We start from the raw sequence: 19791 nt of genomic DNA, 5'->3' as shown, positions 1-19791 counted from the left end.
CAGGCCGGGCTTGCCCACGGGCGGCCGATCCGCGAAAGCGACAGTGTCCCGCGAACAGTTCGCGGGACACTGTCGCTTTCGCGGTACCGACGCCGGGGGCCGAACGCCGACGCCGAGCGCCGACCCCGACCCAGCGGATCAGGCTGCGTGGTCGGCCACGGCGTGCGCGTTGGTGCGCACGGACGGCAGCTTCCGGTGGTCCTTGACCAGGGAACGGGTCTCGCGGATGCGGCGGTCGATGCCCCACTTCGTCACGAGGGCCAGGCTCTCGCGCACGATGTTGCCGCTCATCTTCGAGACGCCGAACTCGCGCTCGGTGAACGTGATCGGGGTCTCGACGACGCGCAGACCGGCCTCGAGGGCACGCCAGCACAGGTCGACCTGGAAGCAGTAGCCCTTCGACGCGACGCCGGCCAGGTCGATCCGCTCGAACGCCCGCGAGGTGAAGACCCGGAACCCGCCGGTGGCGTCGCGAACCGCGATGCCGAGGGCCAGGCGCGTGTAGAGGTTGCCGCCGCGGGAGAGCAGTTCGCGGTACCAGGGCCAGTTCTCGACCTTGCCGCCCTTGATCCAGCGGGACCCGAGCACGAGGTCGTTCGTGTCCGCGAGCTCGAGCATCCACGGCAGGTACTCGGGGTGGTGCGAGCCGTCGGCGTCCATCTCGACGAGCTTGGCGTAGCCGTGCTCGAGGCCCCAGGCGAACCCGGACAGGTACGCGCCGCCGAGACCGTCCTTCACCGTGCGGTGCATGACGTGCACGCGGTCGGTCTCACGGGCGATGGCATCGGCGATGTCACCGGTGCCGTCCGGCGAGTTGTCGTCGACGACCAGCACGTGGACGTTCTCGTCCGTGGCGGCGAGCGTGCGCTCGACGATGGGACGGACGTTCTCCGCCTCGTCGTAGGTCGGGATGATGACCAGGGTCTCGCTCATGGTGCTCCTCGTGCTCCACATCGAATGTATCGGTCGGTGTTTGGGTCAGTCCGACGAGAGGTCTGCGAACACGATCAGATTGTCCGTGTAGTGCCCGGTGGCGGTGTCGAACACGCCGTCGCAGGTGATCAGTCGGAGCTGGGGGGTCGGGGTGGTGCCGTAGACGTCGCTCGTCGGGAACGCCGACTTGGCGGCGCGTTCCGAGCGGTCGACGGTGAAGGTGCGGGTGCTGCCGTCGGACATCGCGACGTGGATCTCGTCGCCGGCGACCAGTTCGTCGAGCCGGAAGAACACGGCGGCGCTCGTCGGGCTGTCGACGTGGCCGGCGATGACTGCCGGGCCGACCTCACCGGGGACGATGCCGTCGCTGAACCACCCGGCGCTGTCCCAGTCGACGGGCGGGTCGAGTTCGCCGGCCGTGCCGCGGTGCAGGTCCTCGAGGTTCGACTGCACGCCGATCGCGGGGATCGAGACGCTGACGGGGGTCGCCGCGGATCGGGCAGCGGGTACGGCCGGGTCCTGGAACCCCTCGATGCCCGACCCTGCAGAAGCAGAAGCAGAAGCCGAAGCCGAAGCCGACGCCGAACTCGACGGCGCCGCACCGGCCCGACCGTCCGACCCGTCGCTGCCGACGGTCGACGCGAGCGCCACACCGGTGACGCCGCCGCCCACGACGACCGCGGCCAGCACAGCCCCGATCACCACGCCACGACGTCCGAACACCGAACCACGCCCGGCGGACCGTCGGCCGGTCACGATGCCCCTCCGGCCGTCGTCGCGCAGCCGCCGAGCACGTCAGAGGTGAGCATGGTCGAACCGAGGGCGGCCCAGGCGTCCCCGTAGTAGGTCGGCGTGGTGGCAGCCGTCCGGTCGGCCCGCTCCAGGTCGTCGGCGGCCGCACCGGAGGAACCGGCCGCGTACTCGGCGGCGGCCCGGGCGGTGTACGCCAGGGCGTTCGTGTCCCCGGTCACGGCGGTGCCGCCCAGGTCGAGCTGCGCCGCGAGCTGCGTCGTCCGACGCAGGGTCGGGGCGAGCGACCCGGCCAGGGCGCGGTCGTCGGCGGAGCAGGCCTCGGCGTAGCGGACGGGCGTCCGCATCGCGTCGTAGCCGTACAGCACGCGCTGGTCCCCACCGGTGGCGGGCATCGGGTCGACGGTGCCGTCGGCGTGCACCTGCGACCAGTCGCTCGGCAGCTGCGACTCGTCGAGCACTGCCGCGGTCGCGGCGCGCGATCCACGGTTCAGCGCGGTCCAGCGGTCGTCGCCCGTTGCCTTCGCCAGCACCGCGAAGGCTGCCGGCGACGCGTACGAGGCGTTGTACCGGTACGGCTCGGAGTCCGCCCACGGCCCGGGCAGCAGGATCGTGCCGAGTTCCGTGGTCGCGGTCTCGTGTTCCAGGATCGCCGAGGCGATGCGCTTGCCGGCTGCCGTGTACCGGTCCTCGCCCCACGCGTCGCCAGCGAGCACCAGGGCCCGCGCGGCGTCGAGGTCGGCGTCACTGGCCGGCTGCTCGTCGGCGACACCGTCGTCGGGCGTCCAACGCCAGGCGAGCAGGTCGTCGTCGGTCAGCATGTGCGTCTTCGTCCACTTCCAGATGTCGTCGAACCGGTCGCGGTCACCGTTCGCGAAGGCGATGAGCAGCCCGTAGGCCTGTCCCTCGCTGACGGTGTCGTCGCCCTGGTCGGTGCGGACGACGCGGCCGTCCTGCACGTACCGGTCGAGGAACTCCGTGCGGAGCTCCTTCGGGGAGCGTGCCGCGTCGGGCGCGCTGGTCGAGGTCGGGGTGGCGACCGAGCCGCTCGAGGCCTCGGTGTCCTGCCCCCACGGGCGAACCGCGATGAGCGCGACGCCGACGGCGACGACCACCGCCGCTGCGGCGGTGACGGGTATCCAGGTCCTGCGGGTCATGCTGGCCTGCCTTTCCGTGGATGGTGACGATGGCACTGGACGGGAGGCCGGGATCACGCGAGCGTGTCGGCGCACGCGATCCGTGCCTCCCGGCCAGGGCGTCAGCGGTACAGCGAGCGGAGCGCTGCGATGGCCGTGTGGACGGCCTCCGTCATCGGACGGTCGGCGGCTGCGCCGCCGCCACCCGTCTGCACGCCGCCGGTCGGCGTCGCGGCGGTGGCTGCGGCGTCCGTGACCGGCACGACCGTCAGGTCGCCCTTGCTGTCGTCGAGGACGAACAGGGTGGAGACCGTGTTGCCCGCGAGGTCGACGCTGGCGGTGCCCTGCTGGCCGCTGCCCGAGACGTCGAGCGTCCACTTGCCGGAGTCGACGGTGGCGTACTTGGTGGCGGTGCCGAACTTCGCGCCCTCGGCGATGGCGGTGCCCTCGGAGGTGCTCACGTCGACCTGCTTCGCCGTGGTGGCGGCCTGGACCAGCCGGAGCTTCGCCTTGCCGTCACCGGGCTGCTGCAGGTCGTCGGTGAACGCCGTCGTCTTGAGGTCGGTGTTCTTGCCGTACGCGACGACCGTGCTCGCGTCGCCCTTGTCGACCTTGACGTCGGTGGAGATCACCGGCGTCGAGTCCGGGGCGTCCGAGGCCCGCATCGACAGCACGTAGGTGCCGACCGGGAGCTCCTGGTACTTGCTGACCTGGCCGTACGTGACGTCGTCGAGCTCGAAGATCGTCTTGCCGCCGGACAGGCTGGACAGTTCGACGTCGACGCCCTTGGTGTCGGGCGAGAGGTGGCCGACGCGGAGCCAGCCCTCGTCGGCGGTCGCGGCGGACGCGGTCTGGGGTGCTGCAAGTCCGACGGTCGCGGCGACGAGGGTCGCTGCGAGTGCGCCGACGACGACGGTGCGGCGTCGCTGGGTGTGTGCGGTCATGGTCGTGCTCCTTCGGGTCGTGGTGCTGGTCGAGTTGTGTGCGGTGGTGCTGCGGGCCGCCCCGCGAGCGGGCGAAATGCCGGGGTCGGCGCCCGGAGCACCCTGGCATTTCGCCCGCTCGGCGATCCCGCGTGTGCGGGTGGTGCGAGCCGCCCCGCGAGCGGGCGAAATGCCGGGGTCGGCGCCCGGAGCACCCTGGCATTTCGCCCGCTCGGCGGACGGGGCGGCGGGGCGGCGGGTCACGAGGCGCTCGTCGCGGTCGTGGTCGGGTCCGCCGGGGTGTAGGTGACGGTGAGGCGTTCACCCTCACGCTCGACCGACGCCGGCCGGAACGAATCGGGCATCGCCTCGAGGGTGGCGGCCACGCGCTCCGCCGAGGCAGCGTCGCTCGTGTGCAGGACGGCGGTGCGGAACGGCTGCCCGGTCTCGCCCGTGAGCGGGGTGAACCGGTCGACGCGGACGTCCTGGTCGGCGAGCACCTGGCCGAGCGCGATCATCGCTCGCGAGTCGACCTGACCCGCACGGAACTGCGACTTCGTGCCGTCGTCGGCCCGGAGCGCCGGGTTCGACGCCAGCTCGGTGCCCATGGTCTTCCGCAGGTCGCTGGCCCGAGTGATCGCGGTCTGTGCGGCCGTCGATCCCTCGGCGTGGATGCGTCGGACCTCGACCTGCTGGTCACCGGACCCAAAGGTCGCGACGGCCGTCGAGTTCTCGATCGCCTGGCGGATGTCGGACGACGAGTTGCCGCCGGTCCGCATGGAGTCCGTCGTGATGACGTAGTCCGAGTCCTTCCACCCGTTGGGCGACTGCCGCTCCACGGCTCCGTCGGTGTCGAGCTTGTAGTACCAGACCACGTTGTTCCGGGCGAAGCCGTCCTCGACGAGGTCGACCCACATGGCGTCGTCCACCAGCAGTCGGGAGGACTTCGAGACGTTGTCCCCGACCCACTGCTCGGCCTGCTGCATCGGCAGGTCGAGGTTGCCCAGGACGAAGCCGCGCAGCTGTGTTCCCCAGAGCGGCACCGCCACGACGAGCGCGACCGCGGTGGTGACGGCCCAGGTGATGCCGAGACCACGACGGGTCCCGGCGCCGAGGCGGGTACGGGTGCGGACCCGACCGGCGATCGCCAGGACGGCACGCTCGGCCGTGTAGGCGACCAGCAGGGCGGCGAAGGGGATGAGCATGATGACGTACGGCACCGGCAGGTACCCGTTCGGGCGGAACATCATCGCGAGCAGGAAGACGAGCATCGCGGCGATCGGACGGACCCGTCGCATGAAGAGCCCGACGACCGCGGCGGCCGAGCCGAGCACGATGAACACCGGGTCGAGCGCCCACCACTGCGACGCGGCGGCGTTGGCCAGGCTGCCCGGGTCGAACAGCGAACCCGATGCCGAGCGCGAGCCGAGCTGGTAGGTGATGCCCTCGAACAGGCTGACCCGACCGCTGCTCGGCAGCAGCTCGCCCTTGACCGCGGCCAGCAGCAGGTACCCGCCGCCGATGATGACGAGGACGGCCCCGGCGACGCTCAGCGTGTACCGGCGGGTGCTCTTGTCGGCGCGACGGATCGCCATCCAGATGAGGAACGGCAGGGCGAGCAGGTACGTCTCCTTGGAGAGCACCGCGATGCCGAGGCACGCAGCGGCGCCGGCGAACCCGGCGAGTTGCTGGCGACGGCTCAGCACGAGGACGAACGCGGCGAGCAACCACGGCGTCGCGACGTTGTCGATGTAGACCGTGCGGTGGTACTGCAGGGCGAGCGGCGACAGCGCGAAGACGAGTCCGGCTGCGGCAGCGGTGATGCGGCCGGCACCGAGGCGGCGGGCCAGGACGAACAGCAGGATGCTCGAGACGGCGGAGAAGAAGACCATCGCCTCGCGGCCTGCCTCGACGGCGAACGGGTAGCGCGCGAACGCCCCGGTCAGACCGGTGTAGCCAGCGATCTGGATCCAGCCGAGTGGCGGGTGGTCGTACCAGTACGTGTAGTGCGTGATCTCGCCGAGGTGCATGATCGCCCAGGCCTGCGCCGTGTACGTACCCTCGTCGTCGATCCGCTGCGGGGTGCCGGACATGTTCCAGGCCTGCACGATGACGGTGACGGCGACGACGGGCAGCAGCCACGTCAGGCTCGCGGCGTGCCGGCGGAACCAGGCGCCGATGCCGGTGTGGTTCCCCGCGACGGCACCGCGGATCGGGATGCCGGTGGTGTTGGTGATGCTGGCGGTCATCGGGTCCCTCCTGTGGTCGTGCCGGCGAGCTCACGCTCGGAAGACGAAGACGAAGACGAAGACGAAGACGACGAAGACGTCGCGCCCGCGGACCCGGACCCGGACCCGGTCAACTCCGACGCGAAGCCGACGACCTCGGCGGGCTGCTCGGCGTTCCGGTGCTGGCCCGTGTGCTCCGTCTTCTCCCAGCCGTTCTGCCCCTTGGCGTGGCGGACGACTGCTCGGACGGCTGCTGCGGCGAGGAAGATCTGGTACGGCACGAGACCGAGCACGAGCTTCACGTAGTCGCGGAACCGGACCTTCTCCTTGTAGATGCGACCGAACTCGTTGAGGCCGACGACCTCGACGGCCAGCAGCATGAGCGTCGGTGCCACCGGGATGAACGACACCAGGGCGATCGCCGTCGGCACCTTGACGAACAGGATCATCAGGACGCTGAGCGGGATGAGCAGACCGGTGGCCGCCTGGATGAACGGCATGGTCAGCATGTACCGGGCGAAGAAGCGCTGACGGAACGACGGCAGCTTCTTCCACTCCCCCTTGCCGAGCACCTGCAGGAAGCCCTGGTTCCAGCGCGTCCGCTGCTTGAGCAGCGAGGCGAAGGTCGGCGGGGTCTCCTCGCGGGTGACGGCCTCGGGGCTGTACGCGACGACGACCTTCGCGCCGTCGGCGGACAGGCGAACGCCGAGCTCGCAGTCCTCGGCGAGGCAGTGCGCGTCCCAGCCGTTCGACCAGTCGAGCCGTTCCTTCGTCACGAAGACGGTGTTGCCGCCGAGCGGGATGAACTTCGAGCCGGCGTGGAAGTGCAGGCGCGAGCGGAACCAGAAGTAGTACTCCAGGACGTTCCGGAGCGACCACCAGCTGGACTTGAAGTTCATCAGCTGGACGCCGCCCTGCACGACGTCGGCGCCGGTCTCCTGGAACCGCGAGTCCACCAGGGTGAGCAGGTGCGGGTAGACCTCGTCCTCGGCGTCGAACACGCCGACGACGTCACCGGTCGCGTACTGCAGCGCCAGGTTCATCGCCTTCGGCTTGTTCTTCGGCAGGGTGTCGTCGACGACCACCCGGATCAGCTCGGGGTGGCGGGCTGCGGCGGCGCGCACGACGGCATCCGTCTCCGGGTCGTCCTCACCGACGATCGCGATGATCTCGAAGTCGGGGTGGTCCTGCTTCGCGAGCATGTCGAGCGTCTGGCCCATGACCTCCTGCTCGTGCCGCCCGGGCACCAGCAGGGTGAAGCGGTGCGCGGCCGGGCGCGGGGTCTGGCTGAAGCTCGTCGACTTCAGCGCGTCCCGCGAGCGCCAGGCGTGCAGCATCCACCAGAGCGTCGTCAGCGCGACGATCGTGAGCAGCACGGAGATCGCGATGAGCGCGGAGTAGCCGATCCACTCACCCAGCGACCACGCGGCCTGCTGGACGGCACCGGAGCCTCCGGTCGGGACGTCGGTGGTCCCTCGGTTCGGGACGCTCGACGGAGCAGTCCCCTCGTTCGGCTGGAGCAGCGGCCCTGCGGCCGTCAGCAGCGTGGCGGAGATGGTCATGCGGCGAGGCCCTTCGTGCGACGAGCATCGGTGGAACGGAAGACGAGGGCCTTGTACGCGGCGAACCGGAAGGCGGTTCCGAGCACGAGGCCGACGCCGTTGCCGGCGACGTTGTCGGCGAGGGTCGAGGTGAACCCGAGGACGTAGTGCGAGACGAACAGGCAGGCCGCGGCGATGCCGAGCCCGATCAGGTTCGTGGCAGCGAAGAGCAGCCCCTCGCGCACGGTCTCGCGGCGGCCGGTCTGGCGCTCGGCGCGGAACGTGATGAAGCGGTTGCCGATCCACGCCACGGCGGTCGCCACGACGGCCGACACGATCTTCGCGGCGATGGGACCGTCGGGCATGACGGTGGCGCGCAGCAGGTTGTAGATGCCCAGATCGATGACGAAGCAGACGGCACCGATCGTGCCGAACGACGCGAGTTGCCTCGCGGTGGCGAGCAGGCGCGAGACCGTGCCGGGTCGCACGGTCGGCACCGTACCGGTGTCGGGTGACACCAGAACGGGGGTATCAGTTCGGGTCATGCCCCCGATTCGGGGGTAACGCGACTGCGGTTTGGGTGGGGTACGGGCTTACCCAGGCCTCTGCCAGTTCCACGACACGTGCTGTTCACACGGGGTACAGACGGACGGTCTGTGCAGACCGGACCGGTCTGTGCAGGTGGCCAGGAAAGCGGACGGGAGGCCCGTGGCGGCGTCGCCACGGGCCTCCCGTCCGATGGTGGGTCGCGTCTCAGGCGGGACGCTGCGCCGGGGACACGGTCTTGGCCGCGTCGCGCTCCGGGAGGTCACCCAGCGCCTCGTCGATGGCGGCGAGCGCGTCGGCATCGAGCGTGACGCCCGCGGCCTTGACGTTGTCGGTGACCTGCTCCGGACGCGACGCGCCGACGATGGCGCTGGCGACGTTGTCGTTCTGCAGCGTCCACGCGATCGCGAGCTGCGCGAGCGTGAGGCCAGCCTGGTCGGCGACGGGCTGCAGGCGCTGCACGGCCTCGAGGACCTCGTCGCGCATGAACCGCTTGATCATGTCCGCGCCGCCCTTCTCGTCCGTGGCACGTGAACCCTCGGGCAGGGGCTGACCCGGCTTGTACTTGCCGGTCAGCACGCCCTGCGCGATGGGCGACCAGACGATCTGCGACAGGCCGAGCTGCTTCGAGGCGGGGACGACCTCACCCTCGATGACCCGCCACAGCATCGAGTACTGCGGCTGGTTCGAGATGAGCTGGAACCCGAGCTCCTTCGCCAGCGCGGCGCCGGCGCGGATCTGCTCGGCGTTCCACTCGCTGACGCCGATGTAGAGCGCCTTGCCCTGGCGGACGACGTCCGCGAAGGCCTGCATGGTCTCTTCGAGGGGGGTCTCGTGGTCGTAGCGGTGCGCCTGGTAGAGGTCGACGTAGTCGGTCTGCAGGCGGGTCAGCGAGCCGTTGATCGACTCGAGGATGTGCTTGCGGGAGAGTCCGACGTCGTTGTGCTGCTTGGGGCCGGTGGGCCAGTAGACCTTCGTGAAGACCTCGAGCCCCGCACGCCGCTCGCCCTTGAGTGCTTCGCCGAGGACGGTCTCGGCGGCGGTGTTGGCGTACGTGTCCGCGGTGTCGAACGTGGTGATGCCGGCGTCGAGCGCTGCCCGCACGCACTGGGAGGCGACGTCGTTCTCGACCTGCGAGCCGTGCGTCAGCCAGTTGCCGTAGGTGATCTCGGAGATCTTGAGTCCGGAGTTGCCCAGGTACCTGAATTCCATGGTCCCGACGCTACTGGAGCCCGCCGACACGTGAGGGGCCCCGCGAGTGCCTGCCGCCCGCCGCGGGGTGGGGCGGGGGTGGGTAGCGGGGTGCGGTGCGGTCGGCCGCCGCGAGCGCGGATCTCGCGAGGGTGGATCCCGTCCCGCGAGCGGGCGAAATGCCAGCGTGCCCGACGGCGACACCCGGCCAATACGCCCGCTCGCGTCGTCGCTGAGGTCGCGACCGCGGGAGCCTCGCCGCGATGGGCGGGCTGACGCCGTCGCCGCGGTCCCGACCGCTGCGCTGACCGGCCGGGCGGGCAGCGCTGCGGTCCGCGCCGTCGGGCGCCCCCGCGAGCGGGCGAAATGCCGCGGTCGCCACGCAGCCGGACCCCGGTGTTTCGCCCGCTCGGCCGCGGCGCGATTCCTCCACAGGGGCGCCAGGATCGCGGGCCGTCCACACTGGAGGCACGACTCGCCACCGTCGCGCCCGCTCGGCTCCACGATGTGGAGATGACCGCCAGACGCCGACTCCCGTTGGCGCTGCGGGACGCCTCGTTCCGCGTCCGTGACGCACTGCATCGAGGGGTGTCCCGCGGCCGCCTCGAGGCACGTGACCTCGTTCGCCCGTTCCACGGCACCCGATCCGCGGTTCCGCCGCGAACCGTCGACGAACGCGCCCGCGCGCTGGCTCCCCGGCTGCGCCCCGACCAGGTGTTCAGCCACGTCACGGCCGCCGCGATCCTCGGCATCCCGCTCCCCCGCCGGCTCGAGGGCTCGCCGCGGCTCCACGTCACGACGATCGGGGTCGATCAGGCGCTTCGCGTCCGCGGCGCCGTCGGACACCGCGCCCACCTCGGCAGGGTCCGTGCGACCACCTGCCGAGGTGTGCGTCTGACGACGCCAGCGGACACGTTCGTCGCGCTGAGCACGATGTTGACGCTCGACGAACTGATCATCGCGGGTGACGCCCTCGTCGGGTGGCTCGGATGGGCGACCCTCGACGAGCTGATCCTGGCAGTCGGCCGGCGGCGCGGGCTCCGGGGCGTCGTGAAGCTGCGCCACGCTCTCGCCGAGATCAGGCCGGGTTCTCGTTCCCCGGGTGAGACCAGGGCACGGCTGACCCTCGTCCGCCAGGGACTCCCGGAACCCGCCCTGAACCACGACGTGATCGTGGACGGCAGGTGGATCGCGTGCGTGGACCTCGCCTACCCCGCAGCACGGGTGGCGATCGAGTACGAGAGCGATCTCCACCGCACCGACCCGGCCACCTTCCGGAAGGACCTCACCCGCGGCGAGCACTTGAAGGACGTGGACTGGTGGTTGGTCCGAGCCACGGCGGACGACGTCGGCCGAGGTGTCGATCGATTCGTACAGCGTGTGAGACGCCTCCTGCAGGCCGGGCTCAGCGCACCGCACGACCACCGCTTCGCGACGCTTCGGTGAACAATGGTTGACGCTTCAACCAAAAGGGTGCACACTGGCGTAGTATCAGGTTGATGCAGGCGCATGGATCGCGTCGCACCACAGACTCTCGTTCGGAAGAAGGACCACCATGACGCTCACCGCCACGACCATCCCCGGCTACCAGACCGGCACCTGGAAGATCGACCCCACCCACTCCGAGGTCACCTTCTCGGTCCGCCACCTCGCCATCAGCAAGGTCAAGGGCAAGTTCGAGACGTTCGACGCCACCGTCGTCACCGCCGAGAACCCCCTCGAGTCGACCGTCGAGGCGAACATCGACGTCGCGTCGATCAACACCGGCCAGGAGCAGCGCGACCAGCACCTGAAGACGAGCGACTTCTTCCTCACCGAGGAGCACCCGCAGCTCACCTTCCGCTCGACGAGCATCGAGGCCAAGGGCGACGACCTGCACATCGCTGGCGACCTGACCCTGCGCGGCGTCACCAAGCCCGTCGTCCTCAAGGCCGAGCTCGGTGGCTTCACGACCGACGGCTACGGCCAGGTCAAGTTCGGCGCCGAGGCGACCACGAAGATCGACCGCACCGAGTTCGGCGTGAACTGGAACGCAGCGCTCGAGGCCGGTGGCTTCACCCTCGGCAACGACGTGACGATCAACCTCGACGTCCAGTTCGTGCTCCAGGCGGCCTGAGTCCCTTCGGACTCGCTGCCTGACTGAAGGCACCGAACAGCACCACCCGAACCCGAGACACGCGCCCCGGCTCCCCACGGAGCCGGGGCGTTCGTCGTCCCCGCGGTGCTTCGGGCGGCCGAGCGTGCCCGCTGCCCGCCGCCCGCCGCCCGCTGCGACGCGCGCGGGTGCTCCATCGCGAGCGCAACCGGGCGAACGGGCGAAATACCGGCCTCATCTCGAACTCGACCCCGGCATTCCGCCCGCTCGCCCAGGGACCACGCGCTGGCACGCCCCTCCGGTGTCAGCGAGTGCCGTGCGCACCGACCCCGCGCCGGCGTGAACGGGCGGAAACGTCCGGTGGGTACGCGCACGACTGCGGCATTTCGCCCGCTCGGCCGGGCTCCTCGGCGTAGCGTTGGGCAGCGGACAGGGGCACGCCCGCACGCGCGGGAATCCGCACACCGGCCCCCGAGTTACAACGACACACGCACGACATGCACCACACGCACGACACGCACCACCCGCACGCACGCACCCGCACCACCCGCAAGCACGCACCACCCGCACCACCCGCACCACCCGCACGAAGCACCGCACGCCAGCCCGACGAACAGGAGCACCACCATGGCCACCGACTGGATCGCGATGCAGGCCCTCGCGGCAGCCGAGTTCGGCCGCCGCGTCGCCGCCGTGACGGACTGGGACGCCGCCACCCCCGACTCCGAGTGGACCACCCGCGACCTCGTCACCCACGTGGTCGACGAGCAGCGCTGGATCCCGAAGCTCCTCACCGGGTGCGACTACGCCCAGGCCGAGGCCGACCTCGAGTCCATCGGCGACGACCTCGTGTCCGAGTGGCAGCGCTTCGCGACCGCGGCGACCGATGCCTGGCGGAACGCCCCGCAGGACACCCCCGTCCACCTCAGCACCGACGTCGTGCCAGCTGGCCAGTACCTCACCGAGCAGACCAGCGACATCACCATCCACACGTGGGACCTGGCGCGGGCGACCGGCACGGACGAGTCCCTGCCGGACGAGCTCGTGCAGGCGGTGTGGGAGTACTTCGAGCCGCAGATCGAGGACCTCGCCGCGACCGGCTTGTACGCCGCCCCGGTCGACGTCGACGAGGACGCCCCACTCCAGGTCCGCCTGCTCGCCGTCACAGGCCGCGATGCCAAGGTGAGCGCATGACCAACGCAGCACCGAGCAACGCCGCACCAGGCAACGCAGCGACGAGCACCGCAGTACCAGGCAACGCAGCACCGAGCAACGCAGCGACGACCGACACCACCCGCCTCGGCGCCTCCGGCCTCGAGATCAGCACCGTGATCCTCGGCATGATGTCCTACGGCGCCCCCGACCGTGGCTCGCACGCGTGGAGCGTCGGCATCGACGAGGCCCGCCCCTTCGTCCGTCGCGCGTTCGACGCCGGCATCACCACCTTCGACACGGCGAACGTGTACTCCGACGGCTCCAGCGAGGAGATCACCGGCACGCTCCTCAAGGAGCTCGCCCCGCGCGAGGACGTCCAGGTCCTCACCAAGGTCTTCAACCGGATGCGGCCCGGTCGGAACGGCGCAGGGCTCTCCCGCGCAGCGATCATGCACGAGATCGACGCCTCGCTGACCCGTCTCGGCACCGACTACGTCGACCTGTACCAGATCCACCGCTTCGACCCGGTGACCCCGATCGAGGAGACGATGGAGGCCCTGCACGACGTCGTCAAGGCCGGCAAGGCCCGCTACCTCGGCGCGAGCAGCATGTGGACGTGGCAGTTCGCGCAGATGCAGCACGTCGCCGACCTGCACGGTTGGACGCGCTTCGTCAGCATGCAGGACCAGTACAACCTGCTCGAACGCGAGGAAGAGCGCGAGATGCACCCCTTCGCGCACGCGACCGGCGTCGGCGTGATCCCGTGGAGCCCCCTCGCCCGCGGCAAGGTCACCCGGCCGTGGGACGCCGAGGGCTCCGGGTCGCGCGCGAGCACCGACGAGTTCGGCAAGACGCTCTACCGCCAGGACGAGGACGCGAACCGCGCGATCGTGGGCGCCGTCGAGTCCATCGCGAGTGAGCGCTGCGTGAGCATGGCGCAGATCGCCCTCGCCTGGGTCGCGGGCAAGCCCGCGGTGAGCGCGCCGATCGTCGGTGCGACGAAGGAGCACCACATCTACGACGCGGTCGCGGCCGCCGCGATCACGCTGACCGACGACGAGGTGACGCGACTCGAGTCCGCGTACACGCCCCGGGTGCCGTCCGGTTTCTGACGCCCCCACGAGCGGACGGGAGGCCCGTGGCCAGCTGGCCACGGGCCTCCCGTCCGTCTCCGGTCCCGTCCACGACACGTGACACGCCGTCGTTTCAGGCGACGGCGCCGCGCTCGCGTTCGAGGCGAGCGATGCGCACGAGCGCAGCGCGCTCGGTGCCCGTCTGGTTGCCGAGCACCCCACCGATCCCGTCGAGCACGAGTCCGGTCGCCCGGCCGACGGGCAGTTCGACGGGGCCGATCGCGGGTGCTCGCAGGCCGAGCATCGAGCGGTGGCGGGGGTCGAGCGTCGAGACGGCCCCCTGGAACAGCGCCTGGTAGCCGGGCCGCAGCATCAGCGCGAGCGGTGGGTTCTTGATGAACTTGACGACGTCGCGGGTGCGGGCCGTGACGGCCAGTTCGCCGCGGTCGAGGTACCCGTCCATCTGGGCGCGGAGCTCGGCCTCGGACTCCGGGGCGTCCTCGACGCGCATGAGCCGGCCGGCGGTGGCCCACTCGCGGACGTAGGCGTCGGCACCGCCGGGGATCGGGCCGCCCCAGCGCTGCGCAGCGCGGAGGAACGCGTCGGTGAAGGCGAGGTGCACCCAGCGCGCCAGGTCGGGGTCGTTCGCCGCGTAGTCGCGTGCGATGCCGTGGCCGTCGACGTACTGGCCGCGAACGCGCTCGTGCAGGCGCAGCACCCACTCGCTCGCACCACGGGCGGTCGCGGTGTCGCCGTGCGAGACCGTGTAGATCCAGCGGATGGTGCCGGCGAGGCGGCCGAACGGGTCCTCGCGGTAGCGGGAGTGGTCGGCGACACCGGCGAGGGCTCCCGGGTGCAGGGCCTGCACGAGGAGTGCGCGGACCCCGGCGACGATCGTCTGCTTGCCGCCGTGCACCGCCCACGTCGCGGAACCGGGGCCGAAGAAGCCGGCGTCGGTGCCGTCCTCGAGTTCGTCGATCCACTCCGGCTTGCTCGTCGCCCCACCGGTGAACGTGTCGTTGAGGCGGGAGCGGAAGGCATCGGAGACGGAGGGCATGGCGTCATCGTCCGTCCGTCCCCTGGGAGCGCGCCCGGCTTCGTGCACCCCGATGGCGCCCGATGCTGGCCGATGCCGGCCGGTGCTTCCCAGCGGGCGCCGGGGTGGCCCGCTAGGTTGGGACGCGTGAGCATCGACACGCCTCGTCCCTGGCTTGCCTCGTACGCCCCGGGGGTCCCGCACGACATCGAGGAACAGCACGGTTCCCTGATCGACCTGGTCGAGGAATCGGCGCGACGGTTCCCGGGCAGGGTCGCGCTCGAGTTCTTCAAGCGGACGACCAGCTACGCCGACCTGCAGGAGCAGATCCTCCGCGCGGCGAACGGCCTCCGCAAACTCGGCGTCGGTGCCGGCGACCGGGTGGCGATCGTGCTGCCGAACTGCCCGCAGCACATCGTGGCGTTCTACGCGGTCCTGCGCCTCGGCGCGATCGTGGTCGAGCACAACCCGCTGTACACGCCGCGCGAGCTCCGCCACCAGTTCGAGGACCACGGCGCCAAGGTCGCGATCGCCTGGGACAAGTCCGTCGCGACGCTGCAGGACTTCCCTGCCGACGTGAAGCTCGACGCGATCGTGTCGGTCGACCTGACCCGCGCGATGCCCCGCAGCACCCGGCTCGCCCTGGCCCTGCCGGTGGCGAAGGCCCGCGAGTCCCGCGCGAAGCTCACCACCGCGGTGCGCGGCACGACGAAGTGGGACGACCTGGTCCACACCCGCAAGCTGTCGAAGCGGCACCCGCGCCCGTCGACGGACGACATCGCCCTGATCCAGTACACCTCGGGCACCACCGGCACGCCGAAGGGCGCGGTCCTCACGCACCGGAACCTGCTGGCCAACGCCGCGCAGGCTCGCGCCTGGGTGCCGCAGATCCGTCGGGGCGACAACGTCGTGTACGCGGTGTTGCCGATGTTCCACGCCTACGGCCTCACGCTGTGCCTGACCTTCGCGATGAGCATGGCCTCGCGGCTCGTGCTGTTCCCGACGTTCGACCCGGCGCTCGTGCTCACCGCGATCAAGAAGCACCCGCCGACGTTCCTGCCCGCCGTCCCGCCGATCTACGCCCGACTGCAGCACGCCGCCGACTCGGCGAAGGTCTCGCTCGAGGGCATCGAGATCGGCATCTCGGGCGCCATGCCGCTGTCGCAGGACATCGTCGAACCGTGGGAAGCCCGGACCGGCGGGTACCTGGTCGAGGGCTACGGGCTGTCGGAGTGCTCCCCCGTGCTGATGGCGAACCCGGTGTCCCCGGAGCGTCGCCTCGGCTCCATCGGGCTGCCGTTGTCCTCCACCGAGGCCCGCGTGGTCGACCCCGACGACAGCACGAAGGTGCTCGGCGTCGACGAGCCCGGTGAACTGCAGGTCCGCGGGCCGCAGGTGTTCCGCGGCTACTGGGGCAAGGCCGAGGCCACGGACGAGGTCTTCACCCCCGACGGCTGGTTCCGCACCGGCGACATCGTCGCGATCGGCGCCGACGGCTACGTCCGGATCGTCGACCGTCTGAAGGAACTCATCATCACGGGCGGCTTCAACGTGTCGCCGTCCGAGGTCGAGGACGCACTGCTCAAGCACCCGAGCGTCAAGGAGGTCGCGGTCGTCGGCATCACGCAGGGCGGCAACGAGCAGGTCGTCGCCGCCGTCGTGCCGAAGGACCCGTCCTCGTTCGACGCCGCGGCGCTGCGGGCGTGGGCGCGCGACCAGCTGGCGGCGTACAAGGTGCCGCGTCGGGTCGTCGTGGTCGAGGACCTGCCGCGCTCGATGATCGGCAAGGTGCTGCGGCGGAAGGTGCGGGACCAGATCCTCGCCGACGACTGACGGCTGACGGCTGACGGCTGACGGCTGACGACTGACGTCGTCAGTGCCCGACGCGCGTCAGCGCAGGCGTCGCCCCGGCACCGCGAGCACGGCGAGCCCGGCCACCACGAGCGCGATGCCGACCCACCCTGTCGCGCCGAGGTGCTCCCCGACGACGAGCACGGCGAGCACCGCTGCGACCACGGGCTCGAGCAACGACACCAGGGTCGCGACCGAGGCACCGACGGACCGCAACCCCACGGCGTACAGCGAGTGCCCGAGCACCGTCGGCACCAGGGCCAGGTACAGGAACACCGGCCAGTTGCCGCCCTCGCCGAGGTACGGTGCGCCGGCGAGGACCACCAGTACGATGAGCGGCACGGCAGCGATGCCGAACACGGCGCCGACGAGCCCGCGGCCGTTCGGCAGCCCCGCCGCGACGGCTTCGACCCCGGGCCCGCCGGGCACCGACACCGCCCCGGCCGCCGCGTGCAGTCCCCGCGCCACCGCCCACGAGTACAGCGCATACGTGAGCCCGGCGAGCAGGGCACTGGCGATCCCGAGCGCGAGCGCACCACCACCGCCGTCGTGTTCCGACCGCGCCAGGGTCACGACGACCATGCCGGCCACGCTCACCAGCGTGGCGACGATCCACCTGCCGGTGACGGGCCTCCTGTCCGACACCCACTCCACGAGCCCGGCGAACACGGGTGACGACCCGATGGCGATGGTGGTGCCGAGGGCGACGCCCGCGTCGGCGAGGGCCGCGTAGAAAGCGACCGCGTAGACGACGAGCGCCCCTGCGCCGAGCAGCGCCCACCCCCGCGTGCGACGCTCGGCGACGGCGCGGAGCGTGCCACGTCCGGCGACGGCGGCGAGCACGAGTCCACCGATCCCGAAGGTGACCGCGCCGAAGACGAAGGCGGGGACGCCCGGGGCGAAGTGCGTCGCGGTGCCGGTGGTCCCCCAGACCGCGGCGGCGACGACCACCGCGGCGAGCCCACCGGCGGGCGTCGGGACCCGGCGCGCGCTGGCGGGACCCGTCACGAGACGTGGATGGACGGCCGGCGGTGGACGTCCGGTTCGGCTTCGCGCAGGACCTCGCGCGTGACGGGCGCGACGTCTCCGGCCCCGGTGAACAGGAACCGCAGGGCGTTCCGGATCGGGCTGCCCTCGTTCCACTCGAAGTAGATGCTCGGGACGACCCCGGCGGTGTCCCTGATCGCGAGCAGGGTCGAGGCGATGGTGTTCGGCACGTTGCCGGACCGGACCCGGAGCACACGGTGTCCGTGCACGACGTGCCCCTCGACCAGCAGGTCCTCTTCGAAGTCGGACGAGTCGGCGGGCAGCACCTCGAGGAACATCGTCGGGACGCGCGCCGGGATGCCGGAGTCGCGCCGTTCCTCGCGCCCCTTCGCCCGGTACGCCTCGGCGGTACCGGCACCCGGCTCGTTCGCGATGATGCAGACCGCGCTGAACTGGTCGGCGTCGGCCTCGACGAACTGCCGGGCCGTGGCGTCCAGCTCGATCGACGACGCGCGGAGCTCGAACGACCGGCGCACCCGCGAGACGAGCGACACCACGACGATGGCGATGATGAAGATCGCCGCGATCCGGACGCCGTCGGGCCGCTCGATGACGTTCGCGACCGTCGTGTAGACGAACACGACCGAGATGACGCCGAACGCGATGGTGCGCTTCTTCTGCTGCCGGCGACGAGCCGACAGGGTGACCGCGACCGCGGCGCTCGTGATCAGGACGAGGACGCCGGTGGCGTAGGCCCCGCCCTGGGCGTCGACGTTCGCGCGGAACACGATCGTGATCAGGAAGGCGATGAGCGTGAAGATGATGACGAGCGGCCGGGTCGCCCGCGCCCACTGCGGCGCCATGCCGTAACGGGGCAGGAACCGCGGCACCAGGTTGAGCAGGCCGGCCATCGCGCTCGCGCCGGCGAACCACAGGATCGCGACGGTCGAGAAGTCGTAGATCGATCCGAACACCCCGCCGAGGTACTGGTGCGCCAGGAAGGCCAGGGCCCGCCCGTTCGCACCGCCGCCCGGCTGGAACTCGTGCTGCGGGATGAGGAACGTCGTCGCGATCGACGAGGTGATCAGGAACGAGCTCATGATCACGGCCGCGACGGTCAGGAGCCGCTTCGTGCCGCGGATCCGACCCTCGGGCCGGGCACTCGTGTCGTCCGACGCGTCACCGCGCACCTGCGGCATCACCGCGACGCCGGTCTCGAACCCGGACAGGCCGAGCGCGAGCTTCGGGAACACGACGAGCGCGATGCCGACCATGACGAGGGGGTTGCTGTGCTGCGCGGTGAGCCCCGACCACCAGTCGCTGGCGACCATCGGGTGCTCGAAGACATGCCAGAGCGCGACCACCACGACGACGGCGTTCAGCGCGAGGAACACCGCGACGAGGCCGACCGCGATGCCGATCGCCTCCTTGAAGCCGCGGAGGAACACGACGCCGAGCAACAGCAGCAGCGCGAGGGTGAGCGGGACGGGGATCTCGGTGAACCAGTGCGGCGTGTACGGGTTCTCGGCGATGTGCGCCGTGGCGTCTGCCGCCGACAGCGTCATCGTGATCATGAAGTCGGTGACGGCGAACCCGAGCAGGACGAGCACCAGGAGCTTGCCGGCCCACCACGGCAGGAGCTTCTCGAGCATCATGATCGACCCGGCACCGCGGAAGCTGTCGCTCGCGACCCGGCGGTACACCGGCAGCGCGCCGAACAGCGTGACGAGCACGAGCACGATCGTGGCGATCGGCGACAGCAGGCCGGCGGCGAGCGCCGCGATCGCCGGCTGGTACCCGAGGGTCGAGAAGTAGTCGACGCCGGTCAGGCACATGACCCGCCACCACGGGTGGGTCTTCTCGACCTCGACCTGGTGCGGACCCTGGTGGGACGCCCCTTGGTGGGCGCCCTGCAGCATCCAGCGACGCAGTCGGGTGCTGCGGTCGAGGGGTGGCTCCGTGGCGTCGCGCTGGGCGGCCCGCTCGGCGTCTGTCGCGGTCACGTGGACGATGCTAAGCCGTCCGGGTGACGCACGCGCGCACCCGGACGGCCCCTGTGGACAACCCGATCCGGCTACCGCGGGGGCCGGGTGAACACCGCCACCAGCCCCGCCACCACCAGCAGGGCTCCGGCCGCCAGGCAGGCCGCCAGCAACAGGGTGGTCGGGTCGACCGAGAACACCGGGATCGCGCTCACGGCCATCGCGATCGCGAACACGAGCAGCACCACACCCCAGAAGATCGTGCCGAAGCGTGCACCACGGCGCGCCCGCGCAGGTTCCGGTGCCGGTACCGGCGCCGCAGGTGGGAACGTCTGGGTCGTCTCGTCGTCGTTCGTCATCGTCT

General features: G+C 71.0%; 17 protein-coding genes. 5 read left to right on the top strand and 12 right to left on the bottom strand.

Annotated elements, in window-relative coordinates; translation table 11 throughout:
* Nucleotides 1–138 precede the first annotated feature (138 nt).
* The 8 genes from HQQ88_RS11855 to HQQ88_RS11820 all read right to left on the bottom strand — a co-directional run bounded on the left by HQQ88_RS11855 (nucleotide 139) and on the right by HQQ88_RS11820 (nucleotide 9269).
* Nucleotides 139–933 carry a polyprenol monophosphomannose synthase gene (locus HQQ88_RS11855; RefSeq protein WP_123294027.1) on the bottom strand — a complete coding sequence of 265 codons (795 nt, stop codon included), beginning with the start codon at nucleotides 931–933 and terminating at the stop codon, nucleotides 139–141.
* Between the two features lie 45 nt (nucleotides 934–978).
* A complete protein-coding gene (locus HQQ88_RS11850; protein WP_173169540.1) occupies nucleotides 979–1689 on the bottom strand; it encodes a class F sortase in 711 nt (236 codons plus the stop codon).
* Entirely contained in the window at nucleotides 1686–2840 is a 1155-nt protein-coding gene (locus HQQ88_RS11845; protein ID WP_131921632.1) for a glycosyl hydrolase family 8, read from the bottom strand. The genes HQQ88_RS11850 and HQQ88_RS11845 overlap by 4 nt, the downstream gene beginning before the upstream one ends.
* 101 nt (nucleotides 2841–2941) lie before the next feature.
* On the bottom strand, nucleotides 2942–3763 hold the full coding sequence (locus HQQ88_RS11840) for a DUF4397 domain-containing protein (RefSeq protein WP_123294030.1): 822 nt from the start codon (nucleotides 3761–3763) through the stop codon (nucleotides 2942–2944).
* Between the two features lie 239 nt (nucleotides 3764–4002).
* Nucleotides 4003–5991 (bottom strand): glycosyltransferase family 39 protein, encoded by a 1989-nt coding sequence (locus HQQ88_RS11835; protein WP_132099623.1) that lies wholly within the window; start codon nucleotides 5989–5991, stop codon nucleotides 4003–4005.
* Nucleotides 5988–7532, bottom strand: coding sequence for a glycosyltransferase family 2 protein (locus HQQ88_RS11830; RefSeq protein ID WP_173169539.1), 1545 nt, complete (start codon nucleotides 7530–7532; stop codon nucleotides 5988–5990). The genes HQQ88_RS11835 and HQQ88_RS11830 overlap by 4 nt, the downstream gene beginning before the upstream one ends.
* Nucleotides 7529–7999, bottom strand: coding sequence for a GtrA family protein (locus tag HQQ88_RS11825; RefSeq protein WP_235036072.1), 471 nt, complete (start codon nucleotides 7997–7999; stop codon nucleotides 7529–7531). Before HQQ88_RS11825 ends, HQQ88_RS11830 begins: the two co-directional genes overlap by 4 nt.
* 265 nt (nucleotides 8000–8264) lie before the next feature.
* Nucleotides 8265–9269, bottom strand: coding sequence for an aldo/keto reductase family protein (locus HQQ88_RS11820; RefSeq protein ID WP_131845390.1), 1005 nt, complete (start codon nucleotides 9267–9269; stop codon nucleotides 8265–8267).
* 492 nt (nucleotides 9270–9761) lie between these two features.
* Here HQQ88_RS11820 and HQQ88_RS11815 point away from each other — a divergent pair, with 492 nt between their 5' ends.
* The 4 genes from HQQ88_RS11815 (at nucleotide 9762) to HQQ88_RS11800 (ending at nucleotide 13610) form a co-directional block, all read left to right on the top strand.
* On the top strand, nucleotides 9762–10694 hold the full coding sequence (locus HQQ88_RS11815) for a hypothetical protein (RefSeq protein WP_173169538.1): 933 nt from the start codon (nucleotides 9762–9764) through the stop codon (nucleotides 10692–10694).
* A gap of 109 nt (nucleotides 10695–10803) precedes the next feature.
* The gene (locus HQQ88_RS11810; RefSeq protein WP_111086826.1) at nucleotides 10804–11364 is read left to right on the top strand and encodes a YceI family protein; all 561 of its coding nucleotides are present in this window, start codon (nucleotides 10804–10806) and stop codon (nucleotides 11362–11364) included.
* A 606-nt stretch (nucleotides 11365–11970) separates the two neighbouring features.
* Nucleotides 11971–12537 carry a TIGR03086 family metal-binding protein gene (locus tag HQQ88_RS11805; RefSeq protein WP_111086825.1) on the top strand — a complete coding sequence of 189 codons (567 nt, stop codon included), beginning with the start codon at nucleotides 11971–11973 and terminating at the stop codon, nucleotides 12535–12537.
* 146 nt (nucleotides 12538–12683) lie between these two features.
* Nucleotides 12684–13610, top strand: coding sequence for an aldo/keto reductase (locus HQQ88_RS11800; protein WP_254067093.1), 927 nt, complete (start codon nucleotides 12684–12686; stop codon nucleotides 13608–13610).
* Between the two features lie 94 nt (nucleotides 13611–13704).
* Here the strand turns inward: HQQ88_RS11800 and HQQ88_RS11795 are convergent, their stop codons facing one another.
* On the bottom strand, nucleotides 13705–14628 hold the full coding sequence (locus tag HQQ88_RS11795; protein WP_123673206.1) for an oxygenase MpaB family protein: 924 nt from the start codon (nucleotides 14626–14628) through the stop codon (nucleotides 13705–13707).
* Nucleotides 14629–14754: 126 nt separating this feature from the next.
* Between HQQ88_RS11795 and HQQ88_RS11790 the strand changes: the two genes are divergently transcribed.
* Nucleotides 14755–16440 (top strand): long-chain-fatty-acid--CoA ligase, encoded by a 1686-nt coding sequence (locus tag HQQ88_RS11790; RefSeq protein WP_173169536.1) that lies wholly within the window; start codon nucleotides 14755–14757, stop codon nucleotides 16438–16440.
* A gap of 57 nt (nucleotides 16441–16497) precedes the next feature.
* On the opposite strand, the gene HQQ88_RS20190 is transcribed toward HQQ88_RS11790, so the two are convergent.
* The 3 genes from HQQ88_RS20190 to HQQ88_RS11775 form a co-directional block, all read right to left on the bottom strand.
* The gene (locus tag HQQ88_RS20190) at nucleotides 16498–17466 is read right to left on the bottom strand and encodes an EamA family transporter (protein WP_173169535.1); all 969 of its coding nucleotides are present in this window, start codon (nucleotides 17464–17466) and stop codon (nucleotides 16498–16500) included.
* Nucleotides 17463–19364 carry an amino acid transporter gene (locus tag HQQ88_RS11780; protein ID WP_216834741.1) on the bottom strand — a complete coding sequence of 634 codons (1902 nt, stop codon included), beginning with the start codon at nucleotides 19362–19364 and terminating at the stop codon, nucleotides 17463–17465. Before HQQ88_RS11780 ends, HQQ88_RS20190 begins: the two co-directional genes overlap by 4 nt.
* A gap of 155 nt (nucleotides 19365–19519) precedes the next feature.
* A complete protein-coding gene (locus HQQ88_RS11775) occupies nucleotides 19520–19786 on the bottom strand; it encodes a hypothetical protein (RefSeq protein WP_148058357.1) in 267 nt (88 codons plus the stop codon).
* Nucleotides 19787–19791 lie beyond the last annotated feature (5 nt).

This window comes from Curtobacterium sp. VKM Ac-2861, from assembly GCF_013204965.1.
Lineage (GTDB): Bacteria > Actinomycetota > Actinomycetes > Actinomycetales > Microbacteriaceae > Curtobacterium.
This window is presented reverse-complemented; position numbering and strand designations above follow the sequence as displayed.

What these genes read in the sequence shown, in the direction of transcription:
- HQQ88_RS11795 (WP_123673206.1), bottom strand. Translation starts at nt 14,628, where the DNA reads ATGCCCTCCGTCTCCGATGCCTTCCGCTCCCGCCTCAACGACACGTTC.
- HQQ88_RS11805 (WP_111086825.1), top strand. Translation starts at nt 11,971, where the DNA reads ATGGCCACCGACTGGATCGCGATGCAGGCCCTCGCGGCAGCCGAGTTC.
- HQQ88_RS11780 (WP_216834741.1), bottom strand. Translation starts at nt 19,364, where the DNA reads ATGCTGCAGGGCGCCCACCAAGGGGCGTCCCACCAGGGTCCGCACCAG.
- HQQ88_RS11810 (WP_111086826.1), top strand. Translation starts at nt 10,804, where the DNA reads ATGACGCTCACCGCCACGACCATCCCCGGCTACCAGACCGGCACCTGG.
- HQQ88_RS11815 (WP_173169538.1), top strand. Translation starts at nt 9,762, where the DNA reads ATGACCGCCAGACGCCGACTCCCGTTGGCGCTGCGGGACGCCTCGTTC.
- HQQ88_RS11855 (WP_123294027.1), bottom strand. Translation starts at nt 933, where the DNA reads ATGAGCGAGACCCTGGTCATCATCCCGACCTACGACGAGGCGGAGAAC.
- HQQ88_RS11840 (WP_123294030.1), bottom strand. Translation starts at nt 3,763, where the DNA reads ATGACCGCACACACCCAGCGACGCCGCACCGTCGTCGTCGGCGCACTC.
- HQQ88_RS11775 (WP_148058357.1), bottom strand. Translation starts at nt 19,786, where the DNA reads ATGACGAACGACGACGAGACGACCCAGACGTTCCCACCTGCGGCGCCG.
- HQQ88_RS11835 (WP_132099623.1), bottom strand. Translation starts at nt 5,991, where the DNA reads ATGACCGCCAGCATCACCAACACCACCGGCATCCCGATCCGCGGTGCC.
- HQQ88_RS11800 (WP_254067093.1), top strand. Translation starts at nt 12,684, where the DNA reads ATGATGTCCTACGGCGCCCCCGACCGTGGCTCGCACGCGTGGAGCGTC.
- HQQ88_RS11820 (WP_131845390.1), bottom strand. Translation starts at nt 9,269, where the DNA reads ATGGAATTCAGGTACCTGGGCAACTCCGGACTCAAGATCTCCGAGATC.
- HQQ88_RS11830 (WP_173169539.1), bottom strand. Translation starts at nt 7,532, where the DNA reads ATGACCATCTCCGCCACGCTGCTGACGGCCGCAGGGCCGCTGCTCCAG.
- HQQ88_RS11845 (WP_131921632.1), bottom strand. Translation starts at nt 2,840, where the DNA reads ATGACCCGCAGGACCTGGATACCCGTCACCGCCGCAGCGGCGGTGGTC.